The organism is Arthrobacter sp. B1I2 (assembly GCF_030816485.1).
Lineage (GTDB): Bacteria > Actinomycetota > Actinomycetes > Actinomycetales > Micrococcaceae > Arthrobacter.
Map to the genome: position 1 here is coordinate 2807078 of NZ_JAUSYC010000001.1, position 22326 is coordinate 2829403.

Annotated in this window: 20 protein-coding genes and 1 pseudogene; 15 read left to right on the forward strand and 6 right to left on the reverse strand. The window is 67.2% G+C overall.

Features of this window, described 5'->3' with window-relative positions:
- The first annotated feature begins 25 nt into the window (after nucleotides 1-25).
- The 6 genes from leuC (at nucleotide 26) to QFZ57_RS13075 (ending at nucleotide 6553) form a co-directional block, all read left to right on the forward strand.
- Complete coding sequence (leuC, locus tag QFZ57_RS13050) at nucleotides 26-1480, forward strand: 3-isopropylmalate dehydratase large subunit (RefSeq protein ID WP_306630815.1); 1455 nt, start codon at nucleotides 26-28, stop codon at nucleotides 1478-1480.
- A 9-nt stretch (nucleotides 1481-1489) separates the two neighbouring features.
- Nucleotides 1490-2092, forward strand: a complete 603-nt coding sequence (leuD, locus tag QFZ57_RS13055) for a 3-isopropylmalate dehydratase small subunit (protein WP_306630816.1) — start codon at nucleotides 1490-1492, stop codon at nucleotides 2090-2092.
- A 159-nt stretch (nucleotides 2093-2251) separates the two neighbouring features.
- Nucleotides 2252-3577 (forward strand): UDP-N-acetylglucosamine 1-carboxyvinyltransferase, encoded by a 1326-nt coding sequence (gene murA / locus QFZ57_RS13060; RefSeq protein ID WP_306630817.1) that lies wholly within the window; start codon nucleotides 2252-2254, stop codon nucleotides 3575-3577.
- Nucleotides 3578-3585: 8 nt separating this feature from the next.
- Complete coding sequence (locus QFZ57_RS13065) at nucleotides 3586-4356, forward strand: lysophospholipid acyltransferase family protein (RefSeq protein ID WP_306630818.1); 771 nt, start codon at nucleotides 3586-3588, stop codon at nucleotides 4354-4356.
- Complete coding sequence (locus tag QFZ57_RS13070) at nucleotides 4353-5402, forward strand: NAD(P)H-dependent glycerol-3-phosphate dehydrogenase (protein WP_306900554.1); 1050 nt, start codon at nucleotides 4353-4355, stop codon at nucleotides 5400-5402. The genes QFZ57_RS13065 and QFZ57_RS13070 overlap by 4 nt, the downstream gene beginning before the upstream one ends.
- A 2-nt stretch (nucleotides 5403-5404) precedes the next feature.
- On the forward strand, nucleotides 5405-6553 hold the full coding sequence (locus QFZ57_RS13075) for a D-alanine--D-alanine ligase family protein (RefSeq protein WP_306900555.1): 1149 nt from the start codon (nucleotides 5405-5407) through the stop codon (nucleotides 6551-6553).
- A gap of 207 nt (nucleotides 6554-6760) precedes the next feature.
- Here the strand turns inward: QFZ57_RS13075 and QFZ57_RS13080 are convergent, their stop codons facing one another.
- The gene (locus QFZ57_RS13080; RefSeq protein WP_306630821.1) at nucleotides 6761-7264 is read right to left on the reverse strand and encodes a DUF3515 domain-containing protein; all 504 of its coding nucleotides are present in this window, start codon (nucleotides 7262-7264) and stop codon (nucleotides 6761-6763) included.
- Between the two features lie 69 nt (nucleotides 7265-7333).
- Between QFZ57_RS13080 and thiL the strand changes: the two genes are divergently transcribed.
- From thiL to rsmD, 4 genes and pseudogenes are all read left to right on the forward strand, one after another.
- Nucleotides 7334-8380: a thiamine-phosphate kinase gene (gene thiL, locus QFZ57_RS13085; RefSeq protein ID WP_306900556.1), complete on the forward strand. Its 1047-nt coding sequence runs from the start codon at nucleotides 7334-7336 to the stop codon at nucleotides 8378-8380.
- 22 nt (nucleotides 8381-8402) lie between these two features.
- A complete protein-coding gene (locus QFZ57_RS13090) occupies nucleotides 8403-9389 on the forward strand; it encodes a DAK2 domain-containing protein (RefSeq protein ID WP_306632506.1) in 987 nt (328 codons plus the stop codon).
- Nucleotides 9379-11650, forward strand: a pseudogene (locus QFZ57_RS13095) (ATP-dependent DNA helicase RecG). The gene QFZ57_RS13090 and the pseudogene QFZ57_RS13095 overlap by 11 nt, the downstream one beginning before the upstream one ends.
- Before the next feature lie 42 nt (nucleotides 11651-11692).
- Nucleotides 11693-12322 carry a 16S rRNA (guanine(966)-N(2))-methyltransferase RsmD gene (rsmD, locus tag QFZ57_RS13100; protein WP_306630824.1) on the forward strand — a complete coding sequence of 210 codons (630 nt, stop codon included), beginning with the start codon at nucleotides 11693-11695 and terminating at the stop codon, nucleotides 12320-12322.
- On the opposite strand, the gene QFZ57_RS13105 is transcribed toward rsmD, so the two are convergent.
- Together QFZ57_RS13105 and QFZ57_RS13110 are read right to left on the reverse strand one after the other, a co-directional pair.
- Nucleotides 12319-13116, reverse strand: coding sequence for a spermidine synthase (locus QFZ57_RS13105; protein WP_306630825.1), 798 nt, complete (start codon nucleotides 13114-13116; stop codon nucleotides 12319-12321). The genes rsmD and QFZ57_RS13105 overlap by 4 nt on opposite strands.
- Nucleotides 13116-14345: an aminotransferase class I/II-fold pyridoxal phosphate-dependent enzyme gene (locus QFZ57_RS13110; RefSeq protein ID WP_306630826.1), complete on the reverse strand. Its 1230-nt coding sequence runs from the start codon at nucleotides 14343-14345 to the stop codon at nucleotides 13116-13118. Before QFZ57_RS13110 ends, QFZ57_RS13105 begins: the two co-directional genes overlap by 1 nt.
- Before the next feature lie 43 nt (nucleotides 14346-14388).
- Between QFZ57_RS13110 and coaD the strand changes: the two genes are divergently transcribed.
- From coaD to mutM, 5 genes are all read left to right on the forward strand, one after another.
- Complete coding sequence (coaD, locus tag QFZ57_RS13115; RefSeq protein WP_306630827.1) at nucleotides 14389-14889, forward strand: pantetheine-phosphate adenylyltransferase; 501 nt, start codon at nucleotides 14389-14391, stop codon at nucleotides 14887-14889.
- A gap of 122 nt (nucleotides 14890-15011) precedes the next feature.
- Nucleotides 15012-15536: a YceD family protein gene (locus QFZ57_RS13120; protein ID WP_306632507.1), complete on the forward strand. Its 525-nt coding sequence runs from the start codon at nucleotides 15012-15014 to the stop codon at nucleotides 15534-15536.
- 36 nt (nucleotides 15537-15572) lie between these two features.
- Complete coding sequence (gene rpmF, locus QFZ57_RS13125) at nucleotides 15573-15776, forward strand: 50S ribosomal protein L32 (protein ID WP_009356569.1); 204 nt, start codon at nucleotides 15573-15575, stop codon at nucleotides 15774-15776.
- Nucleotides 15777-15796: 20 nt separating this feature from the next.
- The gene (rnc, locus tag QFZ57_RS13130) at nucleotides 15797-16525 is read left to right on the forward strand and encodes a ribonuclease III (RefSeq protein ID WP_306630828.1); all 729 of its coding nucleotides are present in this window, start codon (nucleotides 15797-15799) and stop codon (nucleotides 16523-16525) included.
- 6 nt (nucleotides 16526-16531) lie between these two features.
- Nucleotides 16532-17497 carry a bifunctional DNA-formamidopyrimidine glycosylase/DNA-(apurinic or apyrimidinic site) lyase gene (gene mutM / locus QFZ57_RS13135; protein WP_306900557.1) on the forward strand — a complete coding sequence of 322 codons (966 nt, stop codon included), beginning with the start codon at nucleotides 16532-16534 and terminating at the stop codon, nucleotides 17495-17497.
- A 29-nt stretch (nucleotides 17498-17526) separates the two neighbouring features.
- Here the strand turns inward: mutM and QFZ57_RS13140 are convergent, their stop codons facing one another.
- Genes QFZ57_RS13140 through QFZ57_RS13150 form a run of 3 tightly spaced genes read right to left on the reverse strand, consistent with a single transcriptional unit; the run spans nucleotide 17527 to nucleotide 22228 of the window.
- Nucleotides 17527-18498, reverse strand: a complete 972-nt coding sequence (locus QFZ57_RS13140) for an NAD-dependent epimerase/dehydratase family protein (protein WP_306630830.1) — start codon at nucleotides 18496-18498, stop codon at nucleotides 17527-17529.
- Nucleotides 18495-21182, reverse strand: a complete 2688-nt coding sequence (locus QFZ57_RS13145; RefSeq protein ID WP_306900558.1) for an alpha/beta fold hydrolase — start codon at nucleotides 21180-21182, stop codon at nucleotides 18495-18497. Before QFZ57_RS13145 ends, QFZ57_RS13140 begins: the two co-directional genes overlap by 4 nt.
- On the reverse strand, nucleotides 21176-22228 hold the full coding sequence (locus tag QFZ57_RS13150; protein ID WP_306900559.1) for a 3-oxoacyl-ACP synthase III: 1053 nt from the start codon (nucleotides 22226-22228) through the stop codon (nucleotides 21176-21178). The genes QFZ57_RS13145 and QFZ57_RS13150 overlap by 7 nt, the downstream gene beginning before the upstream one ends.
- Nucleotides 22229-22326 lie beyond the last annotated feature (98 nt).

The following is a 22326-nucleotide window of genomic DNA, read 5'->3' on the forward strand; positions in this document are numbered from 1 at the left end:
AAACATGCAGTGAAGGGAGATGGCCATGGCAAAGACATTGGCCGAGAAAGTCTGGGACGCACACGTGGTGCGCAAAGGTGACGGCGATGGTGCCAACGCCCAGCCGGACCTTCTCTACATCGACCTCCACCTGGTCCACGAAGTCACGTCCCCGCAGGCATTCGAAGGCCTGCGGCTGGCCGGGCGCAAGCTGCGCCGGCCGGACCTGACCATTGCCACCGAGGACCACAACACCCCCACCCTGGACATCGACAAGCCTATTGCCGATCTCACCAGCCGCACCCAGATCCAGACCCTGCGCAACAATTGCGCGGAGTTCGGCGTCCGGCTGCACAGCCTGGGCGACGCCGAGCAGGGCATTGTCCACGTGGTGGGCCCCCAGCTGGGCCTCACCCAGCCCGGCATGACGGTTGTCTGCGGCGACTCGCACACCTCCACCCATGGCGCCTTCGGTGCCCTGGCCATGGGCATCGGCACCTCCGAGGTGGAGCACGTGATGGCCACCCAGACGCTTTCGCTGAAGCCGTTCAAGACCATGGCCATCAACGTGGAAGGCAGCCTGCGCCCGGGCGTTACCGCCAAGGACATAATCCTCGCCGTGATCGCCAAGATCGGCACCGGCGGCGGCCAGGGCTACGTCCTGGAGTACCGCGGCTCCGCGATCCGCGCCCTGTCCATGGAAGCGCGCATGACCATCTGCAACATGTCCATCGAGGCCGGCGCCCGGGCAGGCATGGTGGCCCCGGACGAAACCACGTACGCGTTTATGTTGGGCCGCCCCCACGCACCGGAAGGTGCGGACTGGGATGCCGCCGTCGAGTACTGGAACACGCTGAGGACCGACGACGACGCCGTGTTCGACGCTCAGGTGGACCTGGATGCCAACACGCTGGAGCCGTTCGTCACCTGGGGCACCAACCCCGGCCAGGGCGTGTCCCTGTCCGGGGCCGTTCCTTCGCCGGAGGACTTCGGTGACGAGAACGCGAAGGCGGCCGCGGAACGCGCCCTGCAGTACATGGGACTCGAAGCCGGCACGCCCATGAAGGACATCCGCGTGGACACCGTCTTCCTGGGTTCCTGCACCAACTCGCGGATCGAGGACCTGCGCGCCGCGGCGGACATCATCCGCGGCCGGGAAAAAGACCCGCAGGTCCGGATGCTGGTGGTGCCCGGTTCGGCACGCGTCAGGCTCGAAGCCGAAGCAGAGGGACTGGACCGCGTGTTCAAGGACTTCGGGGCCGAATGGCGCTTTGCCGGCTGCTCCATGTGCCTGGGCATGAACCCGGACCAGCTGGAGCCGGGGGAGCGGTGTGCTTCAACGTCCAACCGCAACTTCGAAGGACGCCAGGGCAAGGGCGGCCGCACCCACCTGGTCTCCCCGGTGGTGGCGGCAGCCACGGCAGTGCGTGGCACGCTCAGTTCGCCGTCGGACCTTGAACCGGCCCCCGAACCCGCCGCCATCCGCATCGACGCAGCCTAGGACATCATCATGGAAAAGTTCACCAAGCACACCGGCGTCGGCGTCCCGCTGCGCCAGAGCAACGTCGACACCGACCAGATCATCCCCGCGGTGTACCTCAAGCGCATTACCCGGACCGGCTTCGAGGACGCCCTCTTCTCCGCCTGGCGCAAGGACCCCTCCTTCATCCTGAACCAGGAGCCCTACAACGCCGGGTCCGTACTGGTGGCCGGCCCCGATTTCGGTACGGGCTCCTCCCGAGAGCACGCTGTCTGGGCGCTGAAGGATTACGGCTTCAAGGCCGTGCTGTCCTCCCGCTTCGCGGACATCTTCCGTGGAAACTCGGGCAAGCAGGGGCTGCTGGCCGCGGAGGTGGCCCAGGACGACATCGAGCTCATCTGGAAGGAACTCGAAAACGCTCCGGGGACCCAGGTCACGGTGGACCTTGAGTCCAAGACCGTGGTCTGCGGGAACATCGTGGCACCGTTCGACATCGACGACTACACCCGCTGGCGGCTCCTGGAAGGCCTGGACGACATCGGGCTGACCCTGCAGCACGAGGGGGACATCACGGCCTATGAGGCGACCCGTCCGGCGTTCAAGCCCAAGACCCTGCCGGCCAGGCTTTCCTAGCTCCCGTGCACCATCCCGGCGGCAGGGGCGGGCCGGGTGAATGTCCCGCCACGCCCCGCCGCCCGTGTCCCCTTATTTCGGTTCGGTAACGCGACCTCCTATGCTTGGTTGGAGCCTTTGCAAGGTTTTGGGGGCTAGTGATCGTGAGGAAACCGGTATATGAGTAGTGTTCTGACAATCCGCGGCGGTGTCCCGCTTACAGGCCGCGTCCGCGTCCGTGGGGCAAAGAATCTTGTCCCCAAGGCAATGGTGGCGGCGTTGCTGGGCAACGAACCCTCGGTGTTGCGGAACGTGCCGGAGATCAAGGACGTGGAGGTAGTCACCTCCCTGCTGCAGCTGCACGGCGTAACCGTGGAGAAGGATCCCGTCAACGGTGACCTCACCCTCGATCCCAAGGCTGCCAAGACGGCGCCGAGTACCGCGATCGATGCCCATGCCGGTGACTCCCGCATCCCCATCCTGCTGTGCGGGCCGCTGATCCACGCGATCGGCGAAGCCTTCATTCCGGACCTGGGCGGCTGCAAGATCGGTGACCGTCCCATCGACTACCACCTGGATGTCCTGCGCCAGTTCGGCGCCGTCGTGGAGAAACGCCCCGGCGGCATCCACATCTCGGCACCCAAGGGCCTGCACGGCGCCAAGATCTCGTTGCCGTACCCGTCCGTGGGTGCCACCGAGCAGGTCCTGCTGAGCGCCGCCCGTGCCGAAGGCATCACGGAGCTTTCCGGCGCGGCCACCGAACCGGAAATCATCGACCTGATCGCCGTGCTGCAGAAGATGGGCGCCATCATCAGCGTGCAGACGGACCGCACCATCCGCATCGAGGGCGTCCGCGACCTCGGCGGCTACAACCACCGTGCGCTCTCGGACCGCAACGAATCGGCATCCTGGGCTTCCGCCGCGCTGGTGACCCGCGGCGACATCTTCGTTGAAGGCGCGTCCCAGCGGGACATGATGACGTTCCTGAACACCTACCGGAAGGTGGGCGGCGGAATGGACATCGGCGAGGACGGCATCCGGTTCTACCACAAGGGTGGAAAGCTGAACCCGCTGGTCCTCGAGACGGATGTCCACCCCGGGTTCATGACGGACTGGCAGCAGCCGCTCGTGGTGGCGCTGACCCAGGCCGAAGGCGTTTCCATCGTCCACGAGACGGTGTACGAAAACCGTTTCGGCTTCACCGATGCCCTGATCCGTATGGGGGCCAGCATCCAGGTGCACCGGGAGTGCCTGGGCAGCGTGCCGTGCCGGTTCGGCCAGCGCAACTTCCTGCACTCAGCGGTGATTTCCGGGCCCACGCAGCTGAAGGGTACGGACATCGACGTGCCCGACCTGCGCGGCGGGTTCAGCCACCTGATTGCCGCCCTGGCCGCCACCGGGACCTCGCGGGTCACCGGGATCGACATCATCAACCGGGGGTACGAGCGGTTCACGGAAAAGCTCGCCGGCCTGGGTGCCGATTTCGACATCACCACCACGAAGTAGCGCGGACCGTGAAGGAATCTGCCAAGAGCAGGGTCACGTTTGTGTTCATCGCCGCCATCGCCCGGCCGCTGCTGAACCTTATGATGTCCAAGACGTGGGAAGGCACCGAAAAACTTCCCGCAGGCGGCTTCATTGCCGCCCCCAACCACTGCACCGAGATCGACCCACTGGTTGTGGGGCACATGCTCTACAACCACAAGCGGGCCCCGCGCTTCCTGGCCAAGGCCGCGCTGTTCAAGGTCCCCGGCTTTGGCGCGCTCCTGCGGGCCACCAAGCAGGTGCCGGTGGAGCGCTCGACGGCGGGAGCGAACCGATCGCTGCAGGTGGCCCAGGAGATTGTGGCTGAGGGCGGGGCCATTATCATCTACCCGGAGGGCACGCTGACACGCGACCCGGGGCTTTGGCCGATGAAGGGGCACACCGGCGCGGCCCGGCTGGCCCTCGAGGGCGGTATCCCGGTGGTGCCAATCGCCCACTGGGGTGCGCACGAGGTGTTCCCCCGGTACGGCAAGCGGCTCCACCTGTTCCCGCGGAAGCACTCCCGCGTGGTGGTGGGAGATCCGGTGGACCTGAGCGCATTCAGCGGCCGGCCCCTGGACAAGGCCACCCTGGCCGAGGCCACCGAAGTGATCATGGATGCGATCACGGAATTGCTGGCAGGTCTGCGTGGTGAGCAGCCTCCTGCGGAACGCTGGGACCCGGCCAAGCAGCAGCAGGCCAAGCATGGACGGTTCGTTGAACGCGGACAGCAGCCCGGCTCAGGAACGGAAGCTCCGTGACCGGTGATGCAAAGCCGCTAGCGGCCCGCACCGTGGCCGTCCTCGGTGCAGGATCCTGGGGGACAACCTTCGCGAAAATTCTCGCAGACGCCGCTACGGCCACCGGCACGCCCCGGGACATCAGGCTGTGGGGCAGGCGCGCCGAAGTGGTGGAGGAGATCAACAGCAGCCATCGCAACAGCGACTACCTCAAGGACATCCTCCTGCCGGGGAGCATCACGGCGTCCACCGACGTCCGCGAGGTGCTGGCAGGAGCGGAGCTTGTGGTGGTGGCCGTTCCGGCCCAGTCCCTGCGCCCGCAACTGCAGGAATGGAAGGGCATGATCGCTCCCGGAGCTGTTGTGGTCTCCCTGATGAAGGGGCTGGAGCTGGGGACGGACGCCCGGATGAGCGAAGTCCTCGGCCAGGAACTGGACCTGCCGCTGGAACGCATCGCCGTTGTCTCCGGACCCAACCTCGCCATGGAAATTGCCCGGGAGGAGCCGACGGCATCAGTGGTGGCCTGTACCGATTCGGCCACGGCCGGCTGGCTCGCCAGGAGCTGTACCGCCCCCTACTTCCGGCCCTACACCACGGCAGATGTGGTCGGCGTCGAAATCGGCGGCATCGTCAAGAACGTGATCGCGCTGGCGGTGGGCATTTGCGAGGGCAAGCAGATGGGCGACAACACCAAGGCCTCGGTGATCACCCGGGGGCTCGCGGAAACGTCCCGCCTCGCCTTGGCACTCGGCGGCGAGGCGAAGACCATGGCCGGGCTCGCCGGGCTTGGCGACCTCGTGGCAACCTGCTCGTCCGCGCTGTCCCGCAACCACACCGCCGGAAGGCTGCTGGGCGAGGGCCTGACGCTGGAGGAGGTGGGCCGCAAGATGACCCAGACAGCCGAAGGCATCAAATCCGGCCAGGCCGTCCATGATCTCGCCGGCAAGCTCGGCGTCGAAATGCCCATCACTGCCGCCGTCGTCGCGGTACTGGCAGGCAAGCTGTCCGTTGACCAACTGGGGCCGGTTCTGCTGTCCCGGGATTTGAAACCTGAAGGCGATTACTGACCATGTCCCAAGACACACCCACCACAGGGGAAACCGCCACGACCCGGAAACCGCGGGTAGCAGTGCTTTTCGGCGGCCGCTCCAGCGAGCATGCCGTGAGCTGCGTTACCGCAGCAGGTGTGCTGGGCGCGATCAACAAGGACAAGTACGAGGTGATCCCCATCGGGATTGCCAAGACCGGCCAGTGGGTTCTCGCGCCGGCTGAAACGGCCCAGTGGTCGCTTGCCGGATCATCCCTCCCCGAAGTTGTACCGTCGCCGCAGACCGTCACCCTGGCCGAGATCGGCGGGGAACACCAGCTGATCGTGGCATCGCCCAATCAGGTTCCGCAGGAACTCGGCGCCGTGGATGTCGTCTTCCCGCTGCTGCACGGCCCCTTCGGCGAGGACGGCACCATCCAGGGACTCCTTGAGCTCTCTGACACCCGATACGTCGGCGCCGGGGTCCTGGCGTCGGCCGTCGGCATGGACAAGCACTACATGAAGGTGGTCTTCGAAGCCGCCGGGCTCCGTGTGGGCCCATACGTTGCCGTGACCGACAGGCAGTGGCGCAGGGACCCTGAATCCGTCCGTAAGCAGGTTGACCGGCTGGGGTTCCCCGTTTTCGTCAAACCCGCCCGTGCCGGCTCGTCGATGGGGATCTCCAAGGTCGACTCGCTTGATGACCTGGACGCCGCCATCGAAGAAGCCCGCCGCCACGACCTCAAGCTGGTGATCGAAGCCGGCATCGTCGGCCGCGAAATCGAGTGCGCCGTCCTGGAAGGCAGGGGCACCGATGCGCCCCGGACCTCAATGCCCGGCGAAATCTCCGTATCCGGCGGAAGCCACGAGTTCTACGACTTCAACGCCAAATACGTCGAGGATGATGCCGCAGCCCTGAGCTGCCCTGCAGACATCCCGGCGGAAGCGATCTCCCGGGTCCGCGAGCTGGCCGCCGCCGCGTTCGACGCCGTGGGCGCTGAGGGCCTGAGCCGCGTGGACTTCTTCTATACACCCGAGGGTGAGCTGATCATCAACGAGATCAACACCATGCCCGGCTTCACGCCCAAGAGCATGTACCCGCAGATGTGGGCAGCCTCAGGGCTGGGCTACGCGGACCTGATCGACGAACTGATCCACCTGGCCCTGAGCCGCAAAACCGGACTCCGCTGATCCCCACCGGCACCCTAACCTCGCTTCGCTTCGGCCAGGGAACCCTGCCGGCGTGGGCCCACCACCGGCACCCTAACCTCGCTTCGCTTCGGCCAGGGAACCCTGCCGGCGTGGGCCCACCACCGGCACCCTAACCTCGCTTCGCTCCGGCCAGGGAACCCTGCCGGCGTGGGCCCACCACCGGCACCTGGTGGTTCGGTCGAAAAGCTACTGGCTTTTCGGCAGGTTCTGCAGGTCTTCCTGGCCCACGCAGTTCCGCGAGGACGGCACCTTGCCCGCTGCTGCGGCGAGGTCCGCGAGTACCGTGGCGGAGCTGATCTTGTCCGGGTCCATCAGGATTTCCGTGGCCGGTTCCCGCCCGTAGGTGGTCAGCGTCCACACCGGGTTGCCTTCCTTGATGACCCAGTCGATGCCGTTGACGGTGACGCAGCGGTCCGTCGTCGGCCCCGGCACATTGACGCCGCAGCGGAGGATGACAAGCGAGGGGTCGCCCCAGGCGGCGGTGGCCTGGCTGTTGGTCTTCCGCAGTTTCGAATCGCCGATGGCATCCGGCAAGGCCACCATCATCGGCGCGCACATCGGGTTGGCCGCGTCCTTGGCGGCGGTGACGTCCACTGCGGGGGAGCAGGCAGTCAAGGAGAGCGCGGCGATTCCCCCAACCATCGCCGCCCTGGCGGCGCGGGCGGACAGGGGCAGTTGGGGATGGTGCATGCTTCCAGCCTATCGCCGTCGCCGTCCGCACCCGGACACGATGTCTGCCGGGCGCGGTAGCGTAGTGGCGTGCCTGAAGACCTCCGTAACCGCGTTGACCGCCAGCCCACCGTCGCCGGCCTTTCCGAAGCCGATCTGCTGGCCCGGATCTTTCCGCGCCTCCGGATGGAGGGCGGCCACGCTTCGAGCACGCTGCTGGGGCCCGGGGATGACGCGGCCGTCGTCGCAGCCCCGGACGGGAAGACCGTCATCAGCATCGACACCCAGGTGCAGGACCAGGATTTCCGGCTCGTGTGGCCCAATGGCTACCGCACCACCGGGTTCGACGTCGGCTGGAAGGCTGCGGCGCAGAACCTCAGCGATATCAACGCCATGGGCGCAAACGCAACGTCCATGGTGGTCAGCCTCACCCTCCCCATTGACACGCCCGTCAGGTGGGTGGAGGACCTGGCGGACGGATTGACAGCCGGAATCCGCAACCTCGGGGCAACCCGCTGTTCGGTAGCCGGCGGGGACCTGGGCCGCGGCACGGAAATCTCAGTGACAGTGGCAGTGCTGGGAACGCTCGACGGCGGCCGGCCAGTCCTCCGGTCCGGCGCGCAGCCCGGAGATATCCTGGCGCTGGCAGGAACAGCCGGCCATGCCGCGGCCGGCCTGGCCCTGCTTGAGTCGGACATCGCCGTGGACAGCCTCAACCCGGCGGAACGTGTCTTCGTGGACCTGCAGTGCCGTCCGCGTCCGCCGCTGGATGCCGGCCCGGCGGCCCGGGCGGCCGGTGCCACAGCGATGCTGGACGTCTCCGACGGACTGCTGCGCGACGGGAACCGGCTGGCCGCGGCCAGCAATGTCGGTATCGCCCTCGATCCCGTCCGCTTGGCCCAGTTGGCGGATCTCCTGTCCCCGGCATCGGCCCTGCTGGGCGGTGATGCAGGGCAGTGGGTACTCGGCGGCGGCGAGGATCACGGGCTGCTGGCCACATTCCCTGACAGCGTTCAGCTGCCACCCGGATTCACTGCGATAGGCTCGATACATGCACTCGGTACCGACGAAGGCCCGGGCGTCCTGATAGCGGGCCGGGCCGCGGACACCGGGGGATGGGATCACTTTGCACACTAAGGTTGCTGCCAACGCGCTGGCGATGAAGAGGTGGCTGGGCAAGGCTGAAACAGCCCTGGGAAACCACAGCGACCGGCTCAACGCCATCAACATCTTCCCGGTGGCTGACGGTGATACCGGCACCAACCTGTACCTCACTGTCCGCGCTGCCGCCCGGTCCCTGGTGCTGAGCGAGGACCAGCCGGCCCCGGTAGACGTCGGGGAAGTCCTTGCCGTGGCCGGGCAGGCCGCAATGGAGGAGGCCAGGGGGAACTCCGGGACGCTTTTCTCCGTGTTTCTCTGCGCTGCCGCCGAGCCCCTGGCCGGCCACACCCGGTTGACGTCCGCCCTCCTGTCGGCAGCGCTGAACCGCGCCCAGATCCGCGCATGGTCCGCACTGAGTGATCCCGTTCCGGGCACCATGCTTTCGGTCATGGAAGCGGCCGCCCGCGCCGCCGCCGCCGTCGACGCCACCCAGGACGGCGACGACAGCAACCATGCGTTGGGCCTCGCCCTCGACGCCGCGGTGGAGGGCGCGCTGGCCGCCGTGATCCACACCGAGGAGCAGCTCGATCTGCTGCAGTCCGCCCGGGTGGTGGATGCAGGCGGCGTGGGCATGCTGCTGATCCTCGACTGCCTCCGCTCCGCGGTCCTGGGCCAGGAACTGCAGAGCGAACTCCTCGACGGCCTGCACGGCTACGACGTCTCCGATCCCCACATCCACACCTCCATGCCGGACGACGATGGGGTGGAAGTGATGTGCACCATCACCCTTTCGCCCCTTAACGCCGCCACCCTCCGCCAGCGGCTGGACGAGATCGGCCAGTCCGTCATCATGAGCCAGGTGGGCAACGGTCCGGATCCTGAAGGCAACTACCGGTGGCGGGTACACGTGCACGTCCCGGACCCCGACCCCGCTGTGCAAATCATCCGGTCCCTGGGTGAGCCGTCCCAGATCAGCATCAGTGAGCTGGCGCTTCCCCGGGACCCGGACGTGGAAAAGGTGAACACCGCCGGGCATGAACGCTGAGCTGGATCTGGCCCTGGAGCGCCGGATTGGAAAGCGCTCCGCCGCCGTCATTGAGAAACACCTCGGCATCGACACCGTCGAAGGCCTTCTGAACTACTTTCCCCGCCGTTACCTGATGCGGGGCGAGCTGACCCCCATCAGCGAGCTCCCGCTTAACGAAGAAGTCACCCTCATTGCCCGGGTGCTGTCCAGCAGCACCCGGCATATGCAGGCACGGCGCGGGACCATCACCGACGTCATAGTTTCCGATGACGACGGGCAGCAAGGGCTCCGGCTGGTGGGTGGCACGGACTACCGCGGCAGAGTGCCTGGGACCCTCAAGATCAGCTTTTTTAACGGCTACAAGGCAAAAGCCGAACTCCTGCAGGGACGCCGGGCCCTGTTCTCAGGAAAGGTCACCAGCTTCAAAGGCCAGCTGGGCCTCACCAACCCGGACTTCCAGCTCCTGGACGATGACCCCTTCGTCCAAGGCAGCGGGGACCCCGAAAAGCTCGCAGCCATGCCCATCCCCGTGTACCCGGCAACAGCCAAGCTACCCAGCTGGAGGATCCAGAAGGTAGTGGGCACCCTGCTCGAAACCGTGGACCTCGACTCGCTGCCCGACCCCCTTCCGCCCCCCGTCGCCGCGAGGGAAGCCTTCCTGCCAGTTGCGGACGCGTACCGGCTCATCCATGCGCCCGAAACCGCTGCCGACTGGAAACACGCCCGGGACCGGTTCCGGTACCAGGAAGCCCTGGTGCTGCAGTCCGCGCTTGCCCGGCGGCGGGCCCAGCTCGCCGCCGAGGAAGCCACCGCCCGGCGCCCCGTCACCGACGGTATCCTGGCCGCCTTCGACCAGAACCTGCCGTTTACGCTCACGGCCGGCCAGGCCGCAGTCGGCAGGACCCTCGCCGCGGAGCTGGCACAGGCCGCCCCCATGAACCGTCTGCTCCAGGGCGAAGTGGGCTCCGGGAAGACCGTGGTGGCGCTGCGGGCCATGCTGCAGGTGATCGACGCCGGGGGCCAGGCTGCGCTCCTGGCCCCCACCGAAGTGCTCGCCGCCCAGCACTACGACTCCATCCGCCGCACCCTGGGCGTGCTTTCCGGCGACGGACTGCTGGGCGGGCTGGCAGGAGGCAACGGGCCTTCCGTGCAGGTCACGCTGCTGACCGGGTCCATGCCCACGGCGGCGCGGAAACAAGCCATGCTGGACGCAGCCTCAGGGACCGCAGGGATCATCATCGGCACCCATGCGCTGCTCAGCGACAACGTCTCTTTCTACGACCTCGGCCTGATCGTGGTGGACGAGCAGCACCGCTTCGGCGTGGAACAACGCGATGCCCTGCGCGCAAAGGCCCGGAAGCCGCCGCACCTGCTGGTCATGACCGCCACCCCCATTCCCCGCACCGTGGCCATGACCGTCTTTGGCGACCTTGAAACCTCCACCCTCGACGAACTGCCAAAGGGGCGGGCGCCGATCAGCACCCATCTCGTGGGCCTTGCGGAGAATCCCGGCTGGGCGGGGCGGATCTGGGCTCGTGCCAGGGGAGGAGATCGACGCCGGCCACCAGGTGTACGTGGTCTGTCCCAAGATCGGAACAGACGACGACGGCGACTTCAGTCCGGGGGAGGCGGCGCCTCCGGGCATGGAAGGGGAGGAGACGCGGGAGCTCGCGTCCGTCACCGCCGTCGTGGACCATCTGCTCGCCGAGCCGTCGCTGGCCGGGGTGCCGCTGGCTCCCCTCCACGGCCGGCAGGACCCGGAGCTGAAGACGGACACCATGGCCGGGTTCACCGCCAACCGCATCAAGCTGCTCGTCTCCACCACCGTGATCGAGGTGGGGGTGGATGTCCACAACGCCACCTTGATGGTCATCCTCGACGCCGACAGGTTCGGGATTTCCCAGTTGCACCAGCTGCGCGGCCGCGTGGGCCGCGGTGGCCTGCCGGGTACCTGCCTGCTGGTCACCGCCCTTGAACCCGGCCACCCAAGCCGGCGGCGGCTGGAGGCCGTGGCCGCCACCACTGACGGTTTTGTCCTCTCGCAGGAAGACCTCAAGCTGCGGCGTGAGGGCGATATCCTGGGCGCTTCCCAGTCCGGCGGAAGGTCAACGCTGAAACTGCTGCGGGTCCTCGAACACGAAGACGTGATTGCCCGCGCGAGGGAAGACGCCCAGGCAATTGTTGGCGGCGACCCAATGCTGTCCGGCCACCCGGAACTCGCCGATGCCATCGAGAAGTACCTCAACCCCGAGAAGGAGGCGTTCCTTGAACGCGGTTAGCAACAGAAGCGCACCGGGCGCCGGCGGATCGTGGTGGGCGCGGTGACCCGGATTATCGCCGGTGCAGGTGGCGGCACGCCGCTGGCGGCGGTCCCGGGGTCCTTGACCAGGCCCACCACAGACAGGGTGAAGGAAGCGCTGTTCTCCCGCCTCGAAGCCTTCGACGTCATTGCGGGCGCCCGGGTGCTGGATCTCTATGCCGGTTCGGGTGCCCTGGGGGTGGAAAGCGGCAGCAGGGGAGCGCAGACAGTGGACCTGGTGGAGTCCGACGCCAAGGCCAGCGCCGTGTGCCAGCGCAACGCCGACCTCATCAACGGCGTGCTGGGCCGCAAAGCCGTCACGGTTCACCGCTCCAAGGTTGAGCCTTTCCTGGACCGGTCCGCAGAATCCGCCGTCTGGGACCTGGTGTTCCTGGATCCGCCGTATCCGTTGGAGGATCCCGCACTGTCAGCGGTGCTGCGGAAGCTCGCCGTGCACCTGGTCCCGGGCGCCGTTGTGGTGGTGGAACGCTCCTCGCGCTCCCCGGAACCAGAGTGGCCGGACGGGATGACGAGGTTCGCCGAGAAGAAGTACGGGGAGACCCGGTTGTGGTTCGCCGAGCCGTTCGTGCCCGACGCGATCGCTGCCGATGACCTGGCTGACGCTGCCGGGCCCGACGCCCCTGGGGCCTAGCTGTCCTGGCTGGAGAACGGGTCCAGATCCACTCCCGCCACGACACGCGCAGGGTGCGGACCCCGTGCGGTCAGCTCAGCCGTCCAGGATTCCGGCCAGGGGCCCTGCGTCCCTGCCAGGATGATGTTGCCCGGATACCTGCCCTCGAACATGCCCGCTTCCGCAAAGGCCGCCACGTCAGCCATGGCCTCCCGCATCGCCGCCACCTGGCTCCTGACCAGGGTGAGGGCCGCTTCGTCGCCCACATTGACGATCAGCAGTCCGTTCGGGCGCAAACGTTCCCTGGCCTCGCGGTAGAAGCCGCTGGTGGCGATGTGGGCGGGCGCGTCCGGGCCGGAAAAGATGTCCAGGATCACGACGTCGAACGTGAGGCCGGGATCGAGCGCACCGAGTGCCTGGCGGGCGTCGCCGATGATGGTGGTCAGGTCCGTTCCCTCGGGCATGGGGAGGTGCCGGAGGACAAAGTCCAGCAGCTCACGTTCCAGCTCAACCGCGTACTGGGTTGAACCGGAGCGTGTGGCCTGGATGTACCGGGCCAGCGTCAGGGCCCCTGCTCCCAGGTGGAGGGCCCTGACCGGTTCGCCGCGGGGTGCAGCCAGATCCACCAGGTGTCCGATCCTGCGGAGGTACTCGTAAAAGATGTCCTCCGGCCGGTCAAGGTTGACGTGGGACTGCTCGGCACCACCGATGCTGAGCACATAGCCCCCGTCAGTAAACGAATCGGCTTCGATGGTGGCGTGCTGGCCCGTGGTGCGCAGGAACCGGCTGAAGGGCCCGCCGCTTCGGCCGGGCATCAGAGCCGGCTGCGCAGGGTGGCCAGCCTCGCCGCAGCCTCTTCGAGGACTTCCGTCTTCTTGCAGAAGGCAAACCGGAGCAGGCTTCGCGTCCGTTCCGCTCCTTCCGGATGGCAGAAGACCGGAACGGGGATGGCGGCGACACCCACCAGCGCCGGCAGGCGGCGGGCAAGGTCCAGGGCGTCTGTTATGCCCAGCGGCGCGGTGTCCACATTGACGAAGTAGGTTCCCTGCGGCGTGAAAACCTCGAAGCCCGCAGCCCTGAGCCCGGCACTGAGAATGTCGCGCTTCTGCTCCAGGGCAGAGGCGATACCGGTATAGAAGCTGTCAGGCAGGGCCAGGCCTGAGGCGATCGCCGCCTGAAAAGGAGTGCCTGAGCTGTAGGTGAGGAACTGCTTCACCGTGCGGACGGCGGCAACCAGTTCCTCGGGCCCGGTCAGCCAGCCGATCTTCCACCCGGTCAGGGAAAACGTCTTTCCGGCAGAGGAAATGGTGATGGTGCGTTCCGCGGCGCGGGGAAGCGTGGCCACGGGAGTATGGCTTACCCCGAAGGTGAGGTGCTCGTACACCTCGTCCGTGATGATGATGCTGCCGTGCTTCTCCGCAAGGTCCACCACCCGCTGCAGGACGGCAGGCGGAAAAACCGCGCCGGTGGGATTGTGCGGATTGTTCAGCAGTACCAGGCGTGTCCGCTCACTGAAGGCGGCCTCCAGTGCCGCCGGGTCCGGCATGAAGTCCGGGGCGGCCAGCGGCACGGTGACGTGGGAGGCGCCGGAGAGTCCAATGACCGCGCCGTAGGAGTCGTAGAATGGCTCGAACGTCAGGACCTCATCACCCGGCCCTGAGAAGGCCAGGATAGAAGCGGCGATGCCTTCGGTGGCCCCGGTGGTGATGATGACCTCGGTTGCCGGGTCCGGCACCAGCCCGTAAAAGCGTTCCTGGTGTGCCGCCACGGCCTCACGGAGTTCGGGGAGGCCCTTGCCCGGCGCGTACTGGTTCGCCCCGGCAGCGATGGCCGCACGCGCTGCCTCCCGGATTTCGGCCGGGCCGTCCTCATCGGGGAAGCCCTGTCCCAGGTTGATGGCGCCGGTCTGGACGGCCAGGGTGGTCATCTCTTCGAAGATGGTGACACCCAGGCCGCCATCCGGCGCCAGGAGGTTGGCGCCGAGCGCGGTGCGCTGCCAGGGGGCAGGTGCCAGGGGGGTGGAAAGTTCCCGTGGAGGATGCATCCAGTCATGGTATCCCGGCCTTTCCATGGGGTAGGTTCGGAGCATGAGACGCGCTGTGTGCCCCGGATCCTTCGACCCCATCCACAACGGCCATCTCGAAGTAATCGCACGGGCCGCCGGGCTTTTCGACGAGGTCATTGTGGCCGTCTCCACCAACTACGCCAAGAAGTACATGTTCAGCCTGGAGGAGCGGCTGGAGATGGCGCGCGAAACCCTGGCGTTGCTCAAGGGCATCGTGGTGGAGCCGGTGGGTGAGGGGCTCCTGGCGGAGTACTGCCGCCAGCGGGGCGTGTCTGCCATCGTCAAGGGGCTCCGGTCGTCGTCGGACTTTGATTACGAGCTTCCCATGGCCACCATGAACAGGCAGTTGAGCGGGGTGGAGACTGTCTTCCTCCCGGCCGAGGCCCGCTACGTCCACCTGTCCTCCACCTTGATCAAAGAGGTGTCTTCCCTGGGCGGCAGCGTGTCGGACTATGTGCCCCGGTCGGTGCACCGCCGAATGGTTTCCGGCGAGCCTTCGCCGGATCAGCAGCCAAAGCGGTAAGCTGGATCGGTACTTCGGCGCTGCGTCCTGCCGGTTTGAGTCACCATGGCTCTTCAGGCTAGGATGGTACGTCGGTCATATGTTCAACAGGAGTTCTCATTAACAGAGATGCTGGTTCGCCCCTGGCGTTCGACGTCAAGGACCTCGGGCGCAGCCCGGGAAGCATGCGGACACTGAAGGAACATGTACCCGCACCGGGTGATCTTGGTGTGGCGCTCATTGGTGTTCAGGAAGGCTCGGATGTCGAGCTGGACCTGAGGCTGGAGGCCGTACACGAAGGAATTCTGGTATCAGGAACCGTTCTTGCCGAAGTTACCGGCGAATGCGGCCGATGCCTGGATCCCCTTGCGTATGACCTTGAGGTCAATGTGCAAGAACTTTTCTTCTACGAGGGCGCTCAGCTTTCGGACGGAGAAGAAGATGAAGAGCAACGTCGAGTCGAGCACGATGTAATCGATCTTGAACCGGTGTTGCGGGACGCGGTTGTCACCAATCTGCCGTTCCAGCCGGTGTGCCGGGAAGACTGCCAGGGCCTTTGCTCCGAATGCGGAGCTCGCCTGGAAGACGAGCCGGGGCACCACCACGAGGTCCTGGATCCTCGCTGGGCTGCCCTAGCTGATATGGCTAAGCCTGACCGGCAAAATTGATTTGTACGTGTTTGTCTAGAGAGAAATGAGTTAGCCGTGGCTGTTCCCAAGCGGAAAATGTCTCGCTCGAATACCCGCGCCCGCCGCTCGCAGTGGAAGGCGACCGCCCCCCACCTGGTGAAGACCGTTGAAAACGGCCAGGTCACCTACAGCCTGCCGCACCAGGCAAAGGTCGTTACCGACTCTGCTGGCACTGCGCTGTTCCTTGAGTACAAGGGCCGCAAGGTCGCTGACGTCTAATCGGCCCAACAGGCTGACTGATGTCTTCAACTGAAGAGCTTCTGAAGCGTCTCGGTGTCACTATTGACGCCGGGACGCTTCGTCTTGCGCTTACCCACCGTTCCTACGCGTACGAGAACGGCGGCATACCCACCAACGAGCGGCTTGAGTTCCTGGGTGACTCCATCCTGGGATTCTCCGTAACCGATGCCCTTTACCGGGACAACCCGGACCTGCCCGAAGGCGAACTCGCCAAGCGCCGGTCCGCCGTCGTCAGTACCCGGGCACTGGCCGGCATCGGACGCAGCCTGGGCATTGGTGAGTACATCTACCTGGGGCAGGGCGAAAAGCTCACCCACGGCAAAAACAAGGCCTCCATCCTCGCGGACACCATGGAGGCCCTGATCGGGGCAACTTACGTCTCCAACGACATTGAAACTGCGCGCCAGCTGGTCATGCGGCTGATCGGTCCGCTGCTGAAGGACGCCGCCGCCCTGGGGGCCGGGACCGACTGGAAGACCAGCATCCAGGAACTTGCAGCCAGCCGGCAGCTGGGAAGCATCCACTACGCAGTGGATGGCTCCGGCCCGGACCATGCCCGCACCTTCACTGCGGTACTGAACATTGGCGGCACGGCCTACGGCAGGGGCTCCGGCCACTCCAAAAAGGAAGCCGAACAGGAAGCCGCGGCAGATGCCTGGCGGGTACTTTCCGGGGCTGAAGCCCAGGCTGCCGCCAGCACCTCCGCGGGCCCCGTAGCTGCCAAGTAGCGCTCCGTGCCTGAACTGCCCGAGGTCGAAGTAGTGCGCCGAGGCCTGGTCAACTGGGTCCGCGGCAGGACCATCCGCGCCGTGGAAGTCCTCGATCCACGCTCCATCCGGCGCCATGCCCTCGGCGCGGGGGACTTCATCGGAAACCTTGAAGGCGCTACCGTGTCCGACGTCGTGCGCCGCGGCAAGTTCCTCTGGATGCCGTTGCTGGACGGCACGGCTGCCGCAGACAACCAGGACACCCCCCGCCTGCCGGAAGTGGCGCTCATGGCGCATCTGGGCATGAGCGGGCAGCTGTTGATGCAGGGCCCCGGCGTTCCCGATGAAAAACACCTGAAAATCCGGTTCCGGCTCAGTCCCCGGGACGGCATGCCGGACCAGCTGCGGTTCGTGGACCAGCGGATCTTCGGCGGCCTCTTCGTCACCGCATTGGTACCCACGGACGACGGCGGCCCGGGCGGCCTCGCGGAGACTCCCCTCCCGCTGATCGCAGGGGAGGCGGCACACATTGCGCGCGATCCCCTGGATCCCTCCTTCTCCTTCGACCTCTTCTACCAGCGCCTGCGAAAGCGCAGGACCGGACTGAAGCGGGCACTGCTGGACCAGGGGCTGGTCTCCGGGATCGGAAACATCTACGCCGACGAAGCCCTGTGGCGTGCCCGGCTGCATTACGCCCGGCCCACTGACACCCTCCGCCGGGGCGAGGCCCGGCGTGTCCTCGACAGCGCCCGCGAGGTAATGCTGGATGCCCTGGCAGCAGGGGGAACCAGCTTCGATTCCCTGTACGTGAACGTCAACGGTGCCTCAGGCTACTTCGACCGGTCCCTCAACGCCTACGGCCGCCAGGGCGAGCCGTGCAAGCGGTGCGCGGCAGCAGGAATCCACGCCGTCATCCGCCGCGAGCAGTTCATGAACCGTTCGTCCCACACCTGCCCGGTGTGCCAGCCGCGGCCGCGCAACGGCCGCTGGTAGCGCCAGCCGGTCCAGCCGCAGCATGTGGCTCAGCGGGAGCCGTAGTGCGCTGCCAGCCGGGCCAGGCCTTCGTCGATCGACACCGCCGGGGTCCAGTCGAGGAGCCTCCGGGTCTCGCGCTGGTCGAACCAGTGCGCCGTGGACAGCTGCTCGGCAAGGAACCTGGTCATGGGCGGTTCGTCCCGCTTCCCAAAGGTGAGCCACGCCCGTTCCACCACGGATCCCGCAATGCGGGCAAGCCGTCCCGGCACGGACCACGACGGCGCGGGCACGCCACCGGCAGCGCAGATGCCTGCGATCAGCTCGCCCACCGGCCGCGGCTCCCCATTGCTGACAACCAGCGCCCTGCCGTGGATGTGGTTGATGCGCTCCAGCGCCGCAACAATCGCTGACGCAGCGTTGTCCACGTATGTGGTGTCGATCAGCGCAGCGCCCGCATCCAGCAGCGGCAGCCGGCGCCGGGCCGCCCGCGCCAGCACACGTTCCACCAGCTGGGTGTCCCCGGGGCCCCAGACCACGTGCGGCCGCACGGCAGCGACACGGAAGTCGGGTGCGTCCGAGGCGAGGGCCAGCAGTTCCGCCTGGGCCTTGGTACGGGAGTAGTCCCCGTGGGCATGCTCCGGGTCCGCCGGCTCTGCCCCCAGGCCGGCGATGGCGGCGCCCGAGTTGGCCACCGACGGGGAGGAGACAAAAACCACGTCCCGCACCCCGGCCTCGCGGGCGGCAAGGAGCAGGCGCCGGGTGCCCTGGACGTTCACCTCGTCAAACTCTGCGGCACGGCCGGTGAAGGAGACTTTGGCTGCCAGGTGGATGACTGCTTCGGCGCCCCCAACGGCATCCCTGACTGCCGCATCGTCGGTGAGGGAGCCGCAGTGGTCCGCCGCGCCGTCGACCCCTGAGGCACGCCGCTGGAAGGTGCTGACCTGGTGGCCCTTGCGCACCAGGAGTGCCGCGACTTCCCGGCCCAGCAGGCCGCTTGCACCCGTGACCAGGACTTTCATGGCATCCCCGGGCGGCCGCCGGCCAGTACGGAGGCAGCCCATCGGGACAAGCGCGCCCGGTCAATCTTTGCGTTGTGGCGGATGTCGGTGGGCTGCGCGGGAACAACCAGGACCGCCGCCACGGACACGCCTGCACTGCGGGCTGCTTCCCGGACCTTTCCGGCCAGTTCCGTGCCCGCGGGGCCGGCTTTGCCGGCCGGCGGGACGGTTTCGACGACGGCGGTAACGGCCTGGGTCCCTGCCGGTCCCACGCCCACGACAGCGGCCATGCCTACCCCGGCCCGGCGTTCAATGGCCTGTTCGGCGCCCACCGGGGTCACAACCGCACCGGGCACGGTGATCACGTGCGCAAGGCGCCCTTCCACCCACAGCCGTCCGGCGGCGTCGAAGTGGCCCACGTCGCCGGTACGGTGCCATCCTGGCACGCCGGCGCTCACCTCTTCGGTCAGCCAGAGCCGGTCGTAGGCCTCCTTGACGTGTGGAGCACTGACCAGGATTTCTCCTGCGACGCCTGCCTCCGTGACAGGAGTGGACCCGGGTGCTGTACCGTCCGCAGCCAGGGGGATGACGGCTACCCGGGTGCCGTGGACGGGCCGGCCCACGCAGACGCCGTTGCCGGCCCCGGGCATTGTTCCGGAGTCGGCGTCGGCTTCGGCGGCCCGGATTTGTTCGAGGCTGATGTCCGTGACCGGCAGGGCTTCCGTCATGCCGTAGGGCGTGTGCAGCGAGGCGCCGGGCAGCAGCCGGTGCACCTCTGCAAGGAGCGGTTCCGGAACCGGAGCGCCGGCGGAAAGCAGCAGTTCAACCCGTTTCAAAGCTGCGGTGCCCTCCGCGGTGAGGCCGCCGCTGGTGGCAACGACATTGCGCAGGGCCGCCGGGGACGCGAAGACAACCGTGGCCCCGACGGCCGCCGCGGCGTCCGCGAGGGCACGCGCCGTCAGCGTGCGGGGCGCCGTGACGTCCATGGCCGGTGTCACGGATACGGTTCCCAGTGCCGGCCCCAGCAAAGCGAAGGGCGCGAAACCCGCCACCAGCCGGTGGCCGGGATGGATCCCGAAAGTTTCGGCCACGGTGTCCCGCATGGCGGCGAGCTGCCGGTGTGTGTACAGCACGCCCTTGGCAGGACCGGTGGAGCCAGAGGTAAAGAGCACGGCCGCGGGGGAGTCCGGGTCCGGGCAGTACCCTGTGCCGCCCTTGACGGAACCTTCTGCCTGATGCCGTGCGCCGGCCTTGGCGAGGGCGGCGAGGGAGGTTTCCACCCCGAGGACACGCCGGCGGGTGGCAGGCAGGTCGCGTACGCTGATACGTCTGGCCGCCCAGCCCAGGGCGCGGGCAGCAGCAAGTGCCTTGTCGATGCCAATCAGGAAATCGGGAGTGGCGCCCTTGACGGCACGGCTCAGTCCCCTGGTCCCCAGGCCGGCATCGGCCACCACCACCACCGCTCCCAGCCGCAGGCAGGCGTACAGGGCTACGGTCAGGTCAACGCCGGGCGGAACCATGAGGCTCACGCGGCTGCCGGGCCCCACCCCGGCCCCGCGCAGGCCGGCGGCAAGGTTGAAGACGCTGGTTTCCAGCTGCTTCCAGGTAAGCGAGCGCGCTACAGTGCCGTCCGCTGCCATTTCGGCGACGGCGGTTTCACCTTCGGCGGGTCCCGCCGCCAGTTCCGCGAGGACCGCCCAAAGAGGCTGGAAACCGTCGAGGGCCGATGGCTGCGAAGCGCCGTGCCCGGGCGCGGGCGAACCGTTGCCGCCGCCCGTGACTCGCCCGGCCAGCCAGTCGAAAACGGCCGGTGCCACGTTCCGGTCTTCCGCGAGCAGGTGTCCGGCGCCCTCGTAGCGGTGCACGTCAGCGTGCGGTAGGCGGGTGATGAGGTCCTTCAGGTAGCGGTCCGAAAAGATCGGGTCGCGCGGGCCCCACAGCATCAGGGCAGGGACATCCAGGCTGCGCACGCCTTCCGCTACGCCGGTGAGCGCAGCAAAGCTGGGATGCGAAGCATCAACGGGAATGTCCGCAACAAAGTTTCCCACCCCCGCACGCCGTAACGCTCCGCGGTAGGGGGCCATGTATGCGTTCCGGATATCCGCAGGCAGCGGCGGATGCGCCAGCGAATGCGTCACCCGCAGGAAAGCGTCGGAGGTGGTGGTTCCCCACTTGTGCAGGGCAGGGTGCAGGGCAAGGCGCAAAGCCGGGGGAATGGACGAGCCCGCAGGCTGGTTTACGGCCGTGTTGGTGAGTACCACGCCCGCCAGCTGGTGTTGATGGGCCAGCGCCCAGCCCAGGCTGACCACCCCGCCCCAGTCGTGGCCCACTGAGACGACCGGTCCCTCCAGGGCCAGTGCGTCGGTCAGATCGCCTAGGTCGTTAATCCTGTCAGCCAGCCGGCGGAAGGTGCCGGTGCGCTCGGAGAAGCCCATGTTCAGTTGGTCCACGGCAACCACCCGCCACGGATGCGCGGGGTCGGATCCGGCGGCCAGCAGGCTCCGCCACAGGTAGGACCAGGTGGGGTTGCCGTGCACGCACAGCAGGGTTCCGGCGGGGGCCAGGCCGCGGCGGGAGAGTTCTCCGCCGTTGTCCAGCAGGTGCCAGCGGCGCACCGTCCCCGGTGCATCGGCGCCCGACGTGGAGGCAACGTCGACTTCGCGTGACCACTGGGGGTCGACGCCCGGCCAGTCCGCGATCACCAAACGATTTCCAGCATTGCGGTGTTCAGGCCGGAACCCACACCCATGCACAGGACCCGGTCCCCGGTTCCCAGGGACTGCGACTCGGCCGCGAGCGTCATGGGAAGCGATGCGGGCCCCACGTTGCCCCAGTACGGGAAGGTGATAGGCACCTTGTCCGGGTCCAGGTCGATCGCGTCGATGATGGCCTGGGTGTAGGCGTTGCTGACCTGGTGCGTGACGTAGCGGTCCATGGCCGACCAGTCCCACTCGGGCTGCGCTTCATGCCACGCATCGACGACGAGCCGGAGGCCGCCGTCGAGCAGTCCTTTCGTGTCGGTGTGCATGCCGTCGATGCCGCCCACGCACAATTCGTGGTGCTCCGTGCCCGCGCGCATCACTCCGCCCACCACCCGGTGCGCACCGGGGTGTTCGTCGGCCGGACCCAGGACGGCGGCAGCAGCTCCGGACCCCAGCGTCAGCGTGGCGAACTCCCGGTTGAAGTCGTCGCGCGTGGTTTCCGGCCGCTGCAACCGGGCCAGGGTGGCCTCCTGCGTCAGCTGGGCATCCTCGCCGTTGACAATGACGGCGTACCTGATCTGCCCCGAGTCGATCATGTTCGCTGCCAAGGTCAGGGCGTTCACGAATCCAAGGCAGGCGTTGGCAAGGTCGAAGTTCATGGCCGACGACGGCAGGCCGAGGCCGTGGTGGATCTTTACCGCCACGGACGGTTCCAGGTTGCGCCGCGTGACCGAGGTGTTGATCAGCAGGCCGACGTCGGACGCTTCGATGCCTGCCTCGGCCAGAGCCTTGGCGCCCGCTTCCACCGCGGCGTCGTCGAACGATGTTCCGGGGGCCCACCAGCGGCGGTGCGTGATGCCCGCAACGCGCTCCAGCAGCCGTGGCGGAAACTTCAGCCGCTTCAGGGTGGATGCCAGGTGGCGGTCGAAGTCCGTGGAGCTCACAATCCTCGGAGCCTCGACGCTGCTCACCGAGAGCAGCGCGGTGTTGCTGTGGCGGAAGGTTGCATTACCTGCCAATTCAAGCCCCTCTTCGTTTCCGTCCTGCATTCATGCGGTGACTGTACCCACATCAACGCAGGCTCAAGAGCTTAACTATGCCTTTGCCGGGCTGGAACATGCATATCCGGCGGTGGCGACGGCATCGG